The organism is Brucella sp. 22210, assembly GCF_052045675.1.
GTDB lineage: Bacteria > Pseudomonadota > Alphaproteobacteria > Rhizobiales > Rhizobiaceae > Brucella.
In genome coordinates this window covers 115,213-131,967 of the sequence record NZ_JBQEPD010000011.1, presented here as the reverse complement: position 1 = coordinate 131,967, position 16,755 = coordinate 115,213, and the positions used below count along the sequence as shown (strand labels likewise).

Below are 16,755 nucleotides of genomic sequence, written 5' to 3'. Positions count from 1 at the left end.
CTTGAAAATAAGGGCTACAGTAAGCTACCCCACCCGCAAAAGCCGATAAGCTATGACTTAAACACAGGGGTACAGAATGCCTGAGCAAAAAAGCCAGTTTCAATTGACGCGTCGTTCTTTCATGGCGAGCGCAGCCGGCCTCGGTCTGGTGGGCATCACCGGCATGAGCGGCCTGATCACCTCGCCCGCTGCGGCGGCAGGCGAAGGCGCGCCAAAGAAAGGTGGAGTGCTCAAGCTCGGCATCGGCGGCGGCAGCACGACCGACAATTTTGATCCGCGCCTTCTGAAGGACTGGGTTCCGGTCAATCAGGCCTACATGCTGATGAACGGCCTTGTCGAAATCGACGCCGACAACAAGGCTGTGCCTGAACTGTTCGAAAGCTGGGAGCCATCAGCCGACGCCAAGGAATGGACCTTCAAGGTTCGTCAGGGCGTGACCTTCCATAACGGCAAGACGCTTGACGCCGACGACGTCATTTATTCGATCAACCTGCATCGCGGCGAAACTACATCTGGCGCGCGTTCGCTCGCCTCGGAATTCACCGATGTCGCCAAGGTCGATGCTGGCACGGTCAAGATCACGCTGAAGAGCGGCAATGCCGATCTGCCTTACATCCTGTCCGATTATCACTTCCTCGTCGTTCCGAAAGACTGGACCGATTTCAACAAGCCGGTCGGCACCGGACCTTTCGTTTTCGAGCGTTTCCAGCCAGGCGTGCGTTCGCGTTTCACGCGCAATGAAAACTACTGGAAGCCGAACACGGCATGGGTCGATGCGGTTGAAGTCATCGTTATCAACGACGTGTCTGCCCGTACCAACGCCATGATGTCCGGTCAGGTGCACGCCATCAACCAGCTCGACTTCAAGACCGTCGATCTGTTGAAGCGCAATCCGAACCTCAACATCGTCCAGTCGTCTGGCGGCCAGCACTTCTCCTTCCTGATGGATTGCACGCAGGCACCTTTTACCGACAACAATGTCCGTCTTGCCGTCAAGCACGCCATCGACCGTGAACAGATGCTCAAGACCGCCTTGCGCGGCTATGGACGTCTCGGCAACGACAACCCGATCCCGAGCACCGACCCGTTCTTCGACGCCGCACTGCCGCAGCGCGCCTATGACCCGGAAAAGGCCAAGTTCTATCTGAAACAGGCTGGCATGGATTCGCTGAAAATCCAGCTATCCGCTTCCGATGCAGCCTTCACGGGTGCTGTCGATGCCGCTGCGATCTTCCGCACCGCCGCCGCCAAGTCGGGCATCGAGATCGATATCAAGCGTGAACCGGCTGACGGATATTGGGACAATGTCTGGATGAAAGCGCCGTTCTGCATGTCTTATCGTGGTGGTCGCCCGACCGCCGATCAGGCCCTGTCGGTCGCCTACGCATCCAACGCATCGCAAAACGATACGCATTGGAAGAGCGCCGATTTCGACGCCAAGCTGCTTGAAGCCCGTGCGATGCTCGATCAGGCCAAGCGCAAGGAAAGCTACGCCGAATTGCAGGCCATGATCAGCAATGATGGCGGCGCGCTTATTCCGATGTTCGGCGACTATCTCGACGCCACCTCCAAGAAGCTCAAGGGCGTGACCACGCATCCGATGTTCAATCTGATGGGTGCGCGCCTTGCCGAAAAAGTCTGGCTGGAAGCATAAATGTTCGTTCTAATTGTTAAGCGTGTGGGGCTCGGGCTCCTCACGCTGTTCCTCGTGTCGGCGTTGATTTTCGCCGGCACGCAGATCTTGCCGGGTGACGTGGCGTCCGCCATTCTCGGTCAGAATGCCACGCCGGAAGCGCTTGCGACGCTGCGCGAAAGCCTCGGTCTCAATCAACCGGTCCTCGCACGCTATTTCGCGTGGCTGGCAGGTTTCGTGACCGGCGATCTCGGCACCTCGCTTGCCAACCAGCAACCGGTTGCCGATCTCCTGTGGCCGCGATTCTGGAATACGATGGCGCTTGCAGCCTTTGCAGCAGTCATCAGCGTCCCGATCGCCATTCTCTTTGGCCTCATTACCGCGGTTAAGCGCGGCGGCATCTTCGACCGCGTTGTGAATATCGTGGCGCTCGCCTTCGTTTCGCTGCCAGAATATTTCCTCGGCCTTTTGCTGATCCTGTTCCTGTCGATCCGCTTCAACCTGCTGCCGAGCCTTGCCGATACCTATGAAGGCATGACGTTCCTTGAATGGATTCAGGCCACGGCCCTGCCCGCACTGACGCTGGTTCTGGTGACCGTTGCGCAGATGATGCGCATGACGCGCACCGCCGTTTTGTCGGTTATGGATCAGGCCTATGTTGAAACCGCCTATCTGAAAGGTCTGCGCACCAAGCGTGTTGTGACCAAGCACGCTTTGCCCAATGCGGCAGCGCCAATCGTCAATGTGGTGGCGTTCAACATCGCTTACCTCATCACCGGCGTGGTGCTGGTCGAAGCGGTCTTCAACTATAACGGCCTTGGCCGCTTCATGGTTGACGCCGTTTCCAAGCGTGACCTTCCGCTCGTGCAGGCTGCGGCCCTCGTCTTCGGTGCGGCCTATGTCATTCTCAATATCATCGCCGATGTCGCTGCCATCGCGCTCAATCCGCGCCTGAGGCACCCACGGTGAAGACAATGAAGAAATCTATTCCCCTGACGGCGTGGGTCGGTCTCGCCATCGTCACCCTCTGCCTCCTGATGTTCCTGTTTGGCCCAATGATCGCGCCTTATGGTCAGGAAGATATTGTCGGCGCACCATTTGATCCGCCATCGGCACAGTTCTGGTTCGGTCTCGATCAGAATGGCCGTGACATGCTCTCGCGCCTGCTCTTTGGTGCGCAGATGTCGATTGGTGTTTCACTGGCTGCATCGCTGTTGTCGTTCAGCGTCGGCGTGCCTCTCGGTTTCCTTGCCGCCATTTTCGGTGGTTGGGTCGATACGATCCTGTCGCGCATCGTCGATACCGTCATGTGCATTCCGGTCCTCATTTCGGCGCTCGTCATCCTTCAGGCGCTCGGCTCTTCTCTCCCGGTGCTGATCATCACCATCGCATTGCTCGATTCCACCCGCGTGTTCCGTCTGGCGCGTATTGTGGCGCAGGGCGTCAATGTACTGGAATATGCCGAAACCGCTCGTCTTCGCGGCGAAGGTCTCGGCTGGCTGATCTGGCGTGAAATCCTGCCGAACACATTGCCGCCGCTGATCGCGGAATTCGGCCTGCGTTTCTGCTTCACCTTCCTGTTCGTAGCCGGTCTGTCATTCCTTGGTCTCGGCATCCAGCCGCCATTTGCGGACTGGGGCGGCATGGTGAAGGACAACCAGCAGGCCATTCTCTACGGCCTCTACGCACCGCTGTTCCCGGCGGCTGCAATCGCCATTCTCACCGTTGGCGTCAACCTTGTCGTGGACTGGCTTCTGGCCGGACGCACGACCACGCAGGGAGCTGATCGATGAGCAAGGATATCGTTCTTTCAATCTCCGACCTCGTCGTCAAAGCACCCAATGGCGCAACGCTTGTCGATCATGTCGATGTGACGCTGAAGCGTGGTGAAGTGCTGGGCCTCATCGGAGAGTCCGGTGCTGGCAAATCCACCATTGGTCTGACCGCGATGGGCTATGGCCGTGGCGGCTGCAGGATCGCTGAGGGCACCATTGTCGTTGACGATATTTCGTTGATGGACGGCACTCGCGAGACCCGCGAAAAGGCGCGCGGCGCACGCATCGCCTATGTGGCGCAAAGTGCGGCAGCGTCGTTTAACCCGGCGCACCGCATCGGCGACCAGATTATGGAAGGCCCGCTTTATCATGGCCTCATGACCAAAGCGGAAGCAAAGGCATGGATGCTGGAACTGCTGCACGCGCTACAGCTTCCAGACCCGGACAATTTTGGCGACCGCTATCCGCATCAGGTTTCCGGTGGCCAGTTGCAGCGTGCCATGGTCGCCATGGCCATGTCCTGCCGCCCGGATATTCTGGTGCTGGACGAGCCGACCACCGCACTTGATGTGACGACCCAGATCGAAGTGCTGGCACTCTTGCGCAGCCTGATCCAGCGTTATAACACCGCTGCTCTCTACATCACGCATGACCTCGCCGTGGTGGCGCAAATCGCCGACCGCATCATGGTTCTGCGTCATGGCAAGATGGTCGAGCTTGGTTCTGCGGAAGAAATTCTCGAAGCACCCAAGCAGGACTATACCCAGCGTCTGGTATCCGAACGTGAAGCCAGCATTTCGGGCGAACAGGCCGAACACAAGACCGGCGAAATCCTGCTCGAAGTGAAGAGCGCAACCGCCTATTACGGCAAGAAACTCGTTTTGACCGATGTGGGTTGCTATATCCGTCGCGGTGAAACGCTTGCAGTTGTGGGCGAGTCCGGTTCCGGCAAATCGACGCTTGCGCGCATCATTGCAGGCCTGCCGCCGCACTCGAGCGGCATCATCACGCTTGCCGGGCATCGGCTGGAAGCGAACTACAAAAAGCGTAGCCGTGAAGAACTGCGCCGCATTCAGCTCGTTTACCAGCTACCCGACGTGGCGTTGAACCCGCGCCAGACCGTTGGTGAAATCATCGGTCGTCCGATGAAGTTCTATTTCGGCATGAATGAGGACCAGCGCGAGATTGAGGTCAAGCGCCTGCTTGAACTCATCGGCCTGCCTGCCGATTTCGCAAGCCGCCTGCCGGGCGCGCTTTCGGGCGGACAGAAACAGCGTGTGTGTATCGCCCGTGCGCTGGCTGCCAAGCCTGATCTCATCATCTGCGATGAAGTCACCTCGGCGCTCGACCCGCTTGTCGCGGAGGAAATTCTCAGACTTCTGCGCAAGTTGCAGGACGAATTGCACGTGTCATATCTCTTCATCACCCACGACCTTGGCGTCGTCCGTCGGCTCGCCGACCGCACCATGGTGATGCAGAAGGGCAAGGTGGTCGAAACCGGTACCACGAAGGCAATCTTCGAACCGCCTTATGAGCCCTATACGGAGCAGCTCATCACATCCGTTCCGGAGCTGCGCCGTGACTGGCTGGACGACATCCTGAAAGCACGTGGCGCCAGTTAAACTACCGATGCGGCGTTAATGCCGCACCGGCTCCTCTTTACTGACATTGGAACCGATCATGACCGTCAATATCACAGAGCATCTGTGGATTACTCTCAAGGATGGCACCCGTCTTGGTGCGCGCCTGTGGCTGCCTGAAGGCGCCGAGGAAAATCCCGTTCCTGCCGTGCTCGAATATATTCCGTACCGCAAGCGCGACGGCACACGTGGCCGCGATGAACCAATGCATGGCTACTTCGCGCAGAACGGCTATGCCGCGATCCGCGTTGACATGCGCGGCACGGGCGAATCCGATGGCCATATGGCCGATGAATATATCCAGCAGGAGCAGGACGATGCGCTGGAAGTCATCGCCTGGATTGCTGAGCAGCCATGGTGCAGCGGCAATGTCGGCATGATGGGCAAGAGCTGGGGCGGTTTCAACGGTCTCCAGGTTGCAGCCTGCCGTCCGCCCGCATTGAAGGCGGTCATCACCGCCTATTCGACCGACGACCGTTTCCGTGACGACATCCACTACATGGGCGGTCTGCTGCTCAATGATAATCTCTGGTGGGGCACGATCATGCTCGCCTATCAGTCGCGTCCGCTCGATCCGGCGATTGTGGGCGCTGGCTGGCGCGATGCATGGATTGAACGTCTGGAGCGCCTGCCATTCTTCCCGGCGCTCTGGCTCGAACACCAGCATTACGACGAATATTGGAAGCATGGCTCGGTCTGCGAAGACTGGTCTGCAATCCAGTGCCCGGTTCTCGCCATTGGCGCATGGGCCGACAGCTATACCAATGCCGTTCCGCGCCTGCTTGAAAACCTTCAGGTTCCTGCGCGTGGTATTATCGGCCCATGGGGCCATGTCTATCCGCAGGACGGTCTGCCGGGTCCGGCAATCGGCTTCCTGCAGGAAGCTGTGCGCTGGTGGGACCAGTGGCTCAAGGGCAAAGAGACCGGCATCATGGACGAGCCGAAGCTGCGCGCCTATGTCTGCGACACCATCGAGCCAACCGGCTCGCGTGACTTTACCAACGGTCGCTGGGTTGGCGAACAGAACTGGCCGTCGACCGAAATCACGCCGAAGCCTTTCGCGCTTGGCGCTGACTTCACGCTGGGCAAGGCCGATGCTAGCAAGGGCATATTGTCCATCTCCTCGCCTAGCAGCCATGGCAAGGCCGGTGGCGAATGGATGGCGACAGGTTGCCCCGGCGAACACCCGACCGATCAGCGTCTTGACGATGGCGGTTCGCTCAACTTCGACACCGCTGTTCTCGCCGAAGACCTCGAAATTCTGGGCGCGCCCATTGCTCGCCTGACATTCACCGTCGATCAGCCGGTTGCACAGGTTTCGCTGCGTCTGAGCGATGTTCTGCCCGATGGCCGTATCACCCGCGTCAGCTATCAGGTCTTCAACCTCAACCACATCAACGGCCACGACAAACCGGAAATGCTGGTGCCCGGCAAGACCTATGAGATCGCGATCAAGCTCAACGATAGCGGCTACAGCTTCAAGAAGGGCCATCGCATCCGTCTTTCGGTTGCGACCGGCTACTGGCCGATGGTCTGGCCATCGCCAAAGCGCGTGACCTTGACGCTCGACACCGCCACGTCGGTTCTCGACCTGCCTGTACGTCAGCCGTCTGCCGACGATGCAAAGGTTTCCTTCCAGAAGCCCGCGCATGGTCCTGCAACACCGATGACCCAGCTTGATCCGGGTAGCGTGCGCCGCTGGACTGAACAGGATCACGTTACCGGCGAAACGCTCTATGTGACGGAAGGCATTGGTGGACTGTTCGGCGAAGGCATTTTGCGCTTTGACGATCTCGGCACGCAATTGAGCCACAGCCTCAAGCGTGAACTGCGCATCAATGACAATGACCCGCTATCGGCATCTTATGTGCTGACACAGGCCTATCAGATGGGCCGCGAAGGCTGGATGATCGATATCGAAAGCACTACGAAAATGCATTCGGACGCCGCAAATTTCTATATTTCCGGCGTGCTGACGGCAAAGGAAAATGGTGAAGCGGTGACGACCCGCGAATGGAACCGGACCATTCCGCGCGATCACCTCTAATAACCGCGAAAAGCGTCAATCCAATTCGTTGGATTGACGCCATCTACACGAATGCAAAATCTGCTGAACCAAGGTTAGCGAGCAATCACTCGCGCAGTGTGTCCGCGACAAGGGCATTGGCATGACCATGGCCCATGCCATGTTCCTGCTTGAGCCATGCGACCAGCTCCATGTGCTTCTTACCGCTTTGGCCGCGGATCAGCTCTTTCCATTCAGCGATCGGACGCCCGTATTTAGCTTCTATAGACGGAAAATAGGACGCGGGGCCCTTTACAGTATTCGTCGCCATTGCTCCTCCCGAGCATCAGGTTCCTCACGTGACAAGTGATAGCACGACCAGACGCGCTGTCACTATCCGCCTTTTCGGCCACGAATTGTCCGGCAACCGTCAGCGTCGCGAAAACTTCACCGGAGCAGTAACCGTCCTGTTGACGTCAGGCGGTGGTGCGGGAACCGGCGAAGCGCGCTGCACCAGCGACAGGACTTCATCGTCGAGTTCCGGGAAACCCGACGAACGTGCCAGAGAAGCTGATAATACCTTGCCTGTTTCATCGATGCGAAAGCGAACATAGACGACACCCTCCTCGTGGCGAGACTTCGCGCCCGCCGGGTAACGCTTACGCCGCTCCAGATGCGCCATCAGCCGTGACTGCCAGCGGGCCGGACTGACTGAAGAGGCAAACATGCCCGATGCCGACTGGCGGGCCGCATTGCGATTGGATTGTGTTACCTGCGCCTGCGCCTGATTGGCCTGCCGCGATGCGGCCTGCTCTTGTTGGCGCCGTTTCACTGGTTTTTTCTTCGGCTCTTCTTTCCGGACGGTCTGCTTTTCCGGTTCCTGCGGCTTGGGCCTTGCGAGCGGCAGCGGAACCTCGACCTTGTCGAGCTGAACCAGCTCTTCCGCCGGTTCGTCTTCAACCGGCTCAGGCTCCTGCTCCACTATTTCCTCCGGCTGTTCCGGCTCTTCAATCGGCTCCTCCAGCTTCTTCGCAGGCGTGCTTGCATCGGCGGTTTCCTGATCGGGAGAGATTTCGTTTTCTTCCGTCATCTGGGCTTCCGGCGTTTCCGCAAGCTCGATCATGATCGCGGCAGGCGGTGTATTGTCGGCGGCCGCCATTGCAGGCTCACGCAGGAGCCAAAGCGCCGCCCCGACATGAACGGACAGAACCACAAGCCCAGCCGCAGCCCACAGGACAAACTCCACAAAACTGGTCTCGAGCCCCCGGTTGTCGTCCATATGGTTCATGTCACGCTGGCCTGCATCCTTTGACACATCAGGCGCACGGCCCTGCCCGTCGCTGCGGCCCGACAAAGAGCAGCAGTCCTGCAAAAAGCAACGCGTTGATCGTCAATTCGAGATGCCAAAAAGGGCGCGGACCGAGCACCAGCACGACCGTACAAAGCACCGTCAACAAGACGAAAATCGCCAACCGGAAAAGACGCGGAAACGCGCCGAGCCGCCGCCAGAGCGAAAGCGTATGGCGCGCAACGCCGTTCGTCTCGAACCAGTGCAAGGCGCGCGATGACAGCTGGATAAGGCAGAGAAGCGCACAGAAGGCAAACAAGGTTGATGGCATCAGCGGGACTTGCAGCCCAACCAAAGAAGCAGCGCCAAGCATGAAGCCAAGTGAGAGATAGCCAGCGCGCTGCCTTTCATCGGGATAGCGGATTGTTTCACTGGAAGGGACATCGACATTGCTGGTTGATAGTTCAATGGCATTCATTGGAACATCTCCTTCACAAGAGCATGTGATACGCAGGAACGGCTCATCCATCTGGACGATGGTGCGAACCGTTCCTACCGCCCACCTAGAAATGGAAGTTGAGGCCGAGCTTCACCGTATGCGTATCGAGCGAGTTCGATGCCTTGCGTCCATTCACGACACTGGAACTTCCCTGGTGTTCGACAGTCTCGTAAATCGGGCGCTCGCTCGGCTCACAGAACTCTCCACCAAGGATTTCGCAGATAATCGGCTCCGGCGGCACGATCTCCGTCCCAATCTGTTCCGATGTCGTGTAGTTGCCGCTGGTTCCGGTCCGTCCGTTTTCGAAAGCGAAGTTACGGTTTCCAAACCGGCTGTAATTGTAGTCGGCCTTCACCGACCAGCGGTCGTTGATCGCATATTCCACACCGCCGCCGATGGTCAGTCCGGCGCGCATCCCCGAAGATTGGTCAACGGCAAACATGGCCGTGCTTTCCTTGCCCATAATGTCCATCGAATAGCGGTACTGATCGCGTGTCTGCCTCTCATGCAGGAAGGCCACGCCCGCTGAGCCGTAGACAAGCCAGCGATTGTCGAGCGCATAGCCGAGACGCCCCCGAACCGAGCCTGTCCAGTCAACGTCGTAATGGGTCACGGACTGAATACCCATTGTGTCATTGACCGGCTGGAGCCAGTCTTCCTGCATCATGGCGGTCTGCGAACCACGCATCCGCGTCTTGCTTACATCAGCTTCTATACCAAGCACGACACGGTTGCCGAACTGGTAGTTATAACCGGCCTGCACACCATAGAGCGGCGCAGCGCCGAAGCCGCGATCAGCCGATTCAGATGAAGAGATGGGGTCCACAGTGCCATCAAGAGCGGTGGTTGTGCCCCATGTCCGCCCCGATGACATGCCGGTATGAACACCGGCATAGAACCCGGTCCAGTCGATCCCCGGCGCGCCGCCTTGCGAGCGGGAGAACGGCGACAGTTGCGGCAGTTTTTGATCCCCACCAAATGTGCTCGTCAGACCAGCATAGAAGGTGCGCCCCGGTCCCGGCTGGTTCACCAGACCCAGCGGATCGACATAATATTGATCGGTCAGATTTTCGATGCGCGCCGTCGCCGTCAGGCTGTCGGTGACCTTGTACTCGGCGAAAACATCCACCAGCGTATAAGGCTTCCAGCGCGTCTGCGAGATGAACTCGCTGGCGCCGGTTGCAGTCACATCGCCATGGCCGATTGCGCGCGGGCCAATATAGGACACACGCCCGCCAAGCGTCAGCCGGTCATCGAGCATTTTCTGCGACAGTGTGAGATCAACCGAGTATTTCGGCGGAACATGGTTGGTCGCATAGTCGCCATAGAGCGACTTGTTTCCGCATGTGTCAGAGGTTCGGCAAAACTCCACGTCGAGATAGTAGTTTGCCGAGAGATCTGCGGTGAAACCACCAGCCTCATACCGGCTGGAAAACTCAAGACCGGAAAACTGGGCCCGGTCGATATTGTGGATGCGCATGCTCGAATAGCCGAGCGGGCTGCTCCACCATTCACGCGAAATATAGTTCTTGATGTCCCAGTTAAAGTAACCGAGCTTCATCATGAGTGTGTCGTCGCTCTGGAACACGTCACTCCGTTTGAGATTTGCACCGATATCCCAATTGTTGCCCCGCTCTGGAGCAAGATCAGGCTGGATGACAGTGAAGACACCCATGGACTCAACGATGCTTGGGAAGCGTAGTGCGTTCGAATAATTCACATAGAGCTGCGCGCCGTCAAAAGGCTCGACCACAACGCCCGCCGTCGGGCTTACCCCGCCCTGCGAACGCTCGCTCGGCTCCGCTTCCACATTGGAACTCTCACCACGGTTATGCGACCAGTAATGCGAATAGCGCAGACCTGTATTCAACGTCAGCCAGTCCGCCGGCTTGTAGGACATTTTGGTGTAGACGGCGGCTTCGTCGCGATAGACGCTTGGCAGTTGCAACCAGCCTTCCAGCAGCTCGGTATATCCGCTCGGCTTGGTATCCTCGTTGAGATAGGAAACGCCATAGGTGAGATCGACCGAACCATAGCGGCTCAAATCGAAACTTGACGTATTCGATACATCGCCGCCCCACATGACCGTGTCCGCACCAGTTCTGTAGTCGGACGGAAGACCCACCGATTCCGATGTCGGTATTGGCGAACCGCGACGCGGATTGCGCATCTCCAGCTTGGTCAGCCACAGATTGGCCTTCATGTCGATCAGATCGTTGTCGTCCGGGTTCCAGCGATAGCGCAGCGTGCCCGTATCGAGCTTGGTGCCCGATGTCAGCTCCTGCTGTGTCGGCTGGGTGCGTTCGCTGGTGAAGCGCGAGGCGAGAAGATCGCCCGCCTCGCTGCGAAAACCGTTATAGCCAAGCTGAAGCTCGTGGCCGCCGTCAAAACGCAGCGTTGCCTTGGTCAGATAAGACTCTGTCTGGAGCTGTGTGTTCAACACCTCTTCGCCCGCACGGTAATTCGTCAGACCGCCGTTCTCGACATAAGACGGCCAGTTTTCACACCAGCTGCCCGAACTGTTGCAGATCCTTCGCGGTCCGACATTGATCGGTTCCGCCGCAGGGCCATGCTTGCCCGCATAGTAATTGCCACGCTTGCGATAGGCATAGCCTGCAAGGAGATCGTAGTTTTCCTCCTTCATGGCCGCCACGATGCTGCCTGAACCGGCGGTCGGCGTAAGAAGAGACGGCCTGTCCAAGCCATCGCTTGAAGGAACGGCCACGGGGTTGTTAGCCGGAGAATAGGGCCACTCATAACCGCCCTTCGCGCCGCCATGCGGCGTTGCGGAGTTTCCGGCATATTCTCCCTTCACGCGGAGACCCCAGGTGTCGCCCGGCTTGACGATATCGTCCGCATTCACTGTGCGAATAGCGACGCTGCCCGCAATACCGCGCGACGTGGCGTCCGACCCCTTGCGCACATCGATGCCACCGATAAAGTCAGGGTCGATATAGGTTCGGTTGGAAAGACCCTGATAGCCCTGATAGACAGTGATGCCGTTTTCTGCGCTATCGATGGTGGTGGCAACACGCCCGAAGCCCTGCATGCCGCGAATATTCACATCAACCGCACCCGCACCGTTGCGGGCTTCGCCCGACATCACACCCGGCGTGCCGCGGAAAATATCAGCGGGGCTGGAACCCCTGAACCGCTCGATTGTCTCGGCGGAAATATAGTTCGTCGCTGCCGGTGTCACATAAGGCGCATCTGACGCCGCGACACCGCTGCCGCTCGTCACCGTGATCGTATCAAGAAGCGTGGTTCCAGCCACATCGAGCGGTGCTTGCCCCGCTGCCGCCTGGCCGGAAAGCGCCACCGTACTGCCGCTTGTAAAACGATAGGAAATGTCAGACCCGGAGAGAAGCCTCGTCAGCGCCTGTTCTGATGTCATCGTGCCGGAAACACCGGTGGAACGCTTTGCCGAGGCCAGTTCCGGCAGATAGGTCACCTGCAATCCCGCCTGCTTGCCGAATGCGGCAAGCGCACCGGACAGCGACCCGGCGGGGATGTTGAACGCAGTCTGCCTTGTTGTCTGGGCTTGCGCGGCACCACTTGTCGCCAATGACAGTGCGAAAACGCAGGTCGATCCCAGAAGCGCCGTGGTTAGAATACCTATTCCAAACTGCCGCCGAACACGATTATTGACATCAAGCCCCATAGCTCAACCACTCCAATCCGCCATTTATGGAAATGGGCTGTCGTATGGCAGCAGCTAACTTCCGGCCCTGTTATCTGAAACGGACGGAGCTGTGTAATTTTCTCCCCCTGCTTCAAAAAAAGAGGAAGAAAAATCAGATCGTGGAAATAATCGTGAGCCAGGGTGATATCTGGCGGACTTTGCCGCCATAGGGTTCGACCACAGCTTCGAGCGCCGATAACGGCTGGTTGAGGTCAAACACACCTGAAATGCGCTCAGCACCGAAACTCGACTGAGCCAGCACCACGCGACCAGATTTCCAGCGTGCGATACGGGCCACAACCGAGGCAATGCTATCGCGATCCGCCACCAGCAGCCCTTCCCGCCAGGCCGCGATCTGGCTGACGTCGCGGATGCCGCGCTCGAAGCTGGAACTGCGTGGGTCAAAGGACAGCCATTCGCCTGCACCGACCGGTGGTTGTGCGGGTAAGCTTTCCGCCTGAACCTTCACATCCACAGCGCCATGATCCACAGACACAGCGAGATAGCCTGCATCATTGCTAACGTCGAAAGCTGTTCCCAGCGCCGTTGCCACCAGATTGCCCGTCCGCACCTGAAATGGGCGCGCCGTATCTGGCGCGACGTCGAAAAAAGCCATGCCTGCCAACAGCTCGACATTGCGGGCGTGCTCGCCGAAGCGCGACCGGATCGCGCTGTCCGGGCCGAGTGTCACCTGCGTTCCGTCCTCCAGTGCGACACGCCGCAGTTCGGCGGTGGCTGTCAGATAGTCGGCGCGCGCCTGCAAGACGAGCTGCGGCCCAAGCATGGAACCCACCCCGATGGCAGCCAGACCGGCTACGCCGCCAAACAGAACCGAACGGCGCGACATTCCTCGCCCCGGGCCTCCTGCGCTGCGCTGCGCCTGCATGACCTTTCCGGCCATGCCATGAATTTCCATTGCCTCACGCCAGGCCGTCTCATGGTCGGCGCTGCGTGCGCGCCAGCGCGCAACGAGGTCAAGCGCGACCGGATTACCGGGATCGTCCTGCATGCCGATGACGAGGTCCAGCGCTTCCTCGAACAGCCTTTCGCTTTTCGAAACTTTGTCATCCATCAACGAACGGTTCCTCGTGGCGCTGCAACTCCGCAAGCCGGAGCAATCTCTCTATAATTGGTGAAACGGACGAGCGGCGGAAATTTTCACCCGCAAGCGGCAGAACAGCGATCAAAAGGAAGCGTCTTCCTTCAGCCGCTGGCGCAAATGCAGATAGGCACGCTTGATCAGTGTCCAAGTCCGCGACACGGAAAGGCCAAGCTCGGATGCAACCTCAGCAATCGTCTTTTCATCAAGGCGATGCATCTCGAAGGCTCTGCGCGTCTTTTCAGGCAATTCCAGGAGCGCGCTTTCGATGATCGCGAGACGCTGCCGGTCATAGACCACGGCTTCAGGCGTCGGCGTGGTATCGGCAATCCGCTGCCATTCATCTTCTGCGAGATCGGATTGCTGGAACTCGCGCCGGTAGAGGTCAATCGACAGATTGCGAGCGATCTGATGCAGATAAGCGCGGGGGTTGTTGTCCGTCTCTGGCGTTGCGGTCAAAACCCGGACGAATGTGTCCTGTGTGAGATCGGCAGCCGTTTCCGCATTATGCCCCCTGCGCCGAAAGAACCGGTTCAGCTCCCGGGCATGGTTCTGGAAGAGACGGTGCAAGTTCCACATTGGTCGAAACTTTAATTAACCCGGTCGGATGGGAATGAACAAACTGGCGCGCCGCCACAAGGCAGCGTGTCTGCCTCTCATCTTATATATGACTATAATAGTCAAGTTTAATTTGTTGTGATCCCTGTGCTCGTCGAACACGACGCTTCGCAATATTTTCTGATGAAATTGAAGCGCCGATCATACCGCTGATGGCTGCGCTTCAAAGAAAAACCGCTCGATTCGGGCCTTTAAAGACATCGAGAGCGATCCTTTCTAGCACAAACGAGGTTTTATGCGGCCGCGCATAGCTGCCATGTCTTATTGAAGCTTGTCAGCAACGGTCCCGATAAGTATTTGCGCTGCAATTACTGAACATCGGATAATCCAATGAGCCCGAACACTTATGTGGCCACGGTTGTTGTGGCTTGTGCGTTATTCCTGGCTTGGTCCATCGCGGAGCGATTTCGATACGAAATGGCGAGCACACAAATCTCTGCCCAATCAGCAGAGTGGTGAGCCTTTTGTTGCGCATTGGCCGATTGGTCGAGACAACGCTATTCCGCTGATGGTCGCCGTTTGCCGCCTGCCGATCCAGAGGCCTGTAGCTTTGAAGGCTCCTGATCCGAAAGACAATTAATCACAACGTCTACAATCTCAGATGACACAAAGTCTGCTTGTATTCTACCTTGAAGCTCCGCGGCTTCCTTGTCGCTCTTGGTTGACTCAAGCGACCATATTGCAACGCCAATCAGGGCATCTGGATTAAAGCGCTTCAGCCGTCGGATTGAAAACCTGCCGCGTATTGCAGATTCCACATTCAGATAACAAACAACGACCGCCGATGCTGCGGCAATAGCTTCTCTACTCAACTGACTTGGCAACAGTCCCGCATGGCCAATCACGGTGGCCTGCGCACCTTGAACCGACAGCGCCTGCCCCACCATTTCGGCAGTTATATCGTCCAGTGCGTCATGCCCTCCAATGCTGACGACCACCTTTCCATCACCGGATGGAAGTTCAATCTTGGCCCTCTCCTCGGATGCGGTTTCAACGGTGACATCTTCATCATTGTCGAGTTCTTCATTCGCGATCATGCGAAGATTGGCGACCAACATGTTTGCGCTGTTCGTCACATCGTCGAGCTGCTTGTCATTCAGCGCACCGCGCGCTCTGTCCTGCTCTGCTAAAAGAAGAGCTGGAATTGCAACCGTGCCATAATACTCAACCAGAAACTTCTCTTCGAGTATCTCTTCCGCGTTGTCTGTCGCTTCAATAGGGTCTCCAGCGAGCAGGCGTTGATAGAGTCTTTCCTCGGGATCAAGAACCGGCTCATCACCGAACAATATCTCGAAGAACTCAAACTGTGGCACGTGCCGACCCAAGACCACAAGACAAACCGTCAATGGGGTGGAAAGCACCAACCCCACTGGCCCCCACAACCACGCCCAGAAAATGGCTGATACAATGATTGCCAGTGGTGACAGACCCGTTCTGGACCCGTAGAGCCAGGGCTCAATCACATTGTTGCTGATGAGCTCCACAACAATAAAAAGCGCAATCGTGCAGATAAGCAAAGTCCAGCCGGGTGAAACCGCAAAGGCCAGAAAAATCGGCATCACCGCGGCTATCACTGGTCCGATATAGGGCACAAACCTCAAGACAATGGCAAGCATGCCCCACAACAGCGCATTGGGTATACCAAGCAACCACAAGCCTATACCCAATGGAACACCATAAGCGATGTTGACCATAAGCTGCGTCAGCAGATACTGGCCCACACGACTACCAGCTTCCTGTAGGGCCTCTGTGGTTCGGTGCAGATCGCCATAGCCGACAAGTCGGATGAACCTGTCGCGCAGTTCCTCCCTTTCAAGCAACATGAACACAACCACCACAATGACGAGGCCGGTTGTAGCCAAGGGGCTGACCAGTGGCCCTATGATACTTTCCAGTGTTTCAATGGGGCTTCGACGCGAGAATATCTCGACCAGAACCGGCTTTCTTTCCGGCTCCGGATTGATGCCGGGAACGTCCGGCTTATCTTCCGGACTATTGATCTCGGCGCCCACCCTTTCGGCAAACCGGTTCAGACGGTCGATAATTCCGCCTTCCGTACCTGCCTTCTTCAGGTTCCGTATCTTTTCGATGATGTTGTACTGGTAGGTTGCAATATTCTGTCCAACTTCCGTTACTTGAAAAGCCAGAATCGCGCTGAACACTGCGATGATCAGAAAGCCGCCAGCAACGCTGGTGATGATTGCCACCAGTCTGGGCAGCCCGAACCTTCGAAGGAAGGCCACAATCGGCGCAAGCATGAAGGTCAGCAGGATTGCAATGGCCAGCGGCAGAAAAACATCTTTGGCGAAATAGAATACAGCAATCACCCCGGCCATTGCGGCCAGAGTGGGCAATCTGGTTTGCGCTGCGTTCAAAGGCAGATTTCGATTAGGAACCCCACCATAACGGTCCATAGTGCATCCGGCTAATAATTGCTCACCTTATAAATAGTGTTGTGTCACTTTTGTTCCGTCAAATGAAGAACGAGCGTGGAGAATAAGAAAAAAGCGGCCATT

The 16,755-nt window shown here is 57.5% G+C and carries 12 protein-coding genes; 5 read left to right on the top strand and 7 right to left on the bottom strand.

The genetic code is table 11. From position 1 onward, the window contains the following. The first annotated feature begins 76 nt into the window (after positions 1 to 76). From ACTJKP_RS15695 to ACTJKP_RS15675, 5 genes are read left to right on the top strand one after another with little or no spacing between them, the layout of a single operon-like run. Entirely contained in the window at positions 77 to 1,654 is a 1,578-nt protein-coding gene (locus tag ACTJKP_RS15695) for an ABC transporter substrate-binding protein (RefSeq protein ID WP_440631313.1), read from the top strand. Then, a complete protein-coding gene (locus ACTJKP_RS15690) occupies positions 1,655 to 2,602 on the top strand; it encodes an ABC transporter permease (RefSeq protein WP_151588922.1) in 948 nt (315 codons plus the stop codon). 5 nt (positions 2,603 to 2,607) lie between these two features. Continuing rightward, complete coding sequence (locus tag ACTJKP_RS15685; RefSeq protein WP_121539578.1) at positions 2,608 to 3,426, top strand: ABC transporter permease; 819 nt, start codon at positions 2,608 to 2,610, stop codon at positions 3,424 to 3,426. Next, positions 3,423 to 5,030: an ABC transporter ATP-binding protein gene (locus tag ACTJKP_RS15680; protein ID WP_440631312.1), complete on the top strand. Its 1,608-nt coding sequence runs from the start codon at positions 3,423 to 3,425 to the stop codon at positions 5,028 to 5,030. The genes ACTJKP_RS15685 and ACTJKP_RS15680 overlap by 4 nt, the downstream gene beginning before the upstream one ends. 58 nt (positions 5,031 to 5,088) lie before the next feature. Beyond that, entirely contained in the window at positions 5,089 to 7,095 is a 2,007-nt protein-coding gene (locus ACTJKP_RS15675) for a CocE/NonD family hydrolase (RefSeq protein WP_440631311.1), read from the top strand. An 85-nt stretch (positions 7,096 to 7,180) separates the two neighbouring features. Here the strand turns inward: ACTJKP_RS15675 and ACTJKP_RS15670 are convergent, their stop codons facing one another. The 7 genes from ACTJKP_RS15670 to ACTJKP_RS15640 all read right to left on the bottom strand — a co-directional run bounded on the left by ACTJKP_RS15670 (position 7,181) and on the right by ACTJKP_RS15640 (position 16,653). Next, positions 7,181 to 7,384 (bottom strand): DUF4287 domain-containing protein, encoded by a 204-nt coding sequence (locus ACTJKP_RS15670; protein WP_078338923.1) that lies wholly within the window; start codon positions 7,382 to 7,384, stop codon positions 7,181 to 7,183. 99 nt (positions 7,385 to 7,483) lie between these two features. Continuing rightward, a complete protein-coding gene (locus tag ACTJKP_RS15665; RefSeq protein WP_440631310.1) occupies positions 7,484 to 8,407 on the bottom strand; it encodes a TonB family protein in 924 nt (307 codons plus the stop codon). Further along, positions 8,370 to 8,819 (bottom strand): DUF454 family protein, encoded by a 450-nt coding sequence (locus ACTJKP_RS15660; protein WP_440631309.1) that lies wholly within the window; start codon positions 8,817 to 8,819, stop codon positions 8,370 to 8,372. The genes ACTJKP_RS15665 and ACTJKP_RS15660 overlap by 38 nt, the downstream gene beginning before the upstream one ends. Positions 8,820 to 8,904: 85 nt before the next feature. Continuing rightward, entirely contained in the window at positions 8,905 to 12,501 is a 3,597-nt protein-coding gene (locus ACTJKP_RS15655) for a TonB-dependent receptor domain-containing protein (protein WP_440631308.1), read from the bottom strand. A gap of 133 nt (positions 12,502 to 12,634) precedes the next feature. Then, entirely contained in the window at positions 12,635 to 13,594 is a 960-nt protein-coding gene (locus ACTJKP_RS15650) for a FecR family protein (protein ID WP_440631307.1), read from the bottom strand. A 111-nt stretch (positions 13,595 to 13,705) separates the two neighbouring features. Continuing rightward, positions 13,706 to 14,200 (bottom strand): RNA polymerase sigma factor, encoded by a 495-nt coding sequence (locus ACTJKP_RS15645; protein WP_440631306.1) that lies wholly within the window; start codon positions 14,198 to 14,200, stop codon positions 13,706 to 13,708. A 536-nt stretch (positions 14,201 to 14,736) separates the two neighbouring features. Then, positions 14,737 to 16,653 carry an AI-2E family transporter gene (locus ACTJKP_RS15640; protein WP_440631305.1) on the bottom strand — a complete coding sequence of 639 codons (1,917 nt, stop codon included), beginning with the start codon at positions 16,651 to 16,653 and terminating at the stop codon, positions 14,737 to 14,739. Between the last annotated feature and the right edge of the window lie 102 nt (positions 16,654 to 16,755).

Bases quoted from the DNA above. Each gene is read 5' to 3' on its own strand.
- ACTJKP_RS15660 (WP_440631309.1), bottom strand. From the start codon at position 8,819: ATGAATGCCATTGAACTATCAACCAGCAATGTCGATGTCCCTTCCAGT.
- ACTJKP_RS15645 (WP_440631306.1), bottom strand. From the start codon at position 14,200: ATGTGGAACTTGCACCGTCTCTTCCAGAACCATGCCCGGGAGCTGAAC.
- ACTJKP_RS15675 (WP_440631311.1), top strand. From the start codon at position 5,089: ATGACCGTCAATATCACAGAGCATCTGTGGATTACTCTCAAGGATGGC.
- ACTJKP_RS15695 (WP_440631313.1), top strand. From the start codon at position 77: ATGCCTGAGCAAAAAAGCCAGTTTCAATTGACGCGTCGTTCTTTCATG.
- ACTJKP_RS15680 (WP_440631312.1), top strand. From the start codon at position 3,423: ATGAGCAAGGATATCGTTCTTTCAATCTCCGACCTCGTCGTCAAAGCA.
- ACTJKP_RS15655 (WP_440631308.1), bottom strand. From the start codon at position 12,501: ATGGGGCTTGATGTCAATAATCGTGTTCGGCGGCAGTTTGGAATAGGT.
- ACTJKP_RS15650 (WP_440631307.1), bottom strand. From the start codon at position 13,594: ATGGATGACAAAGTTTCGAAAAGCGAAAGGCTGTTCGAGGAAGCGCTG.
- ACTJKP_RS15685 (WP_121539578.1), top strand. From the start codon at position 2,608: ATGAAGAAATCTATTCCCCTGACGGCGTGGGTCGGTCTCGCCATCGTC.
- ACTJKP_RS15690 (WP_151588922.1), top strand. From the start codon at position 1,655: ATGTTCGTTCTAATTGTTAAGCGTGTGGGGCTCGGGCTCCTCACGCTG.
- ACTJKP_RS15670 (WP_078338923.1), bottom strand. From the start codon at position 7,384: ATGGCGACGAATACTGTAAAGGGCCCCGCGTCCTATTTTCCGTCTATA.
- ACTJKP_RS15640 (WP_440631305.1), bottom strand. From the start codon at position 16,653: ATGGACCGTTATGGTGGGGTTCCTAATCGAAATCTGCCTTTGAACGCA.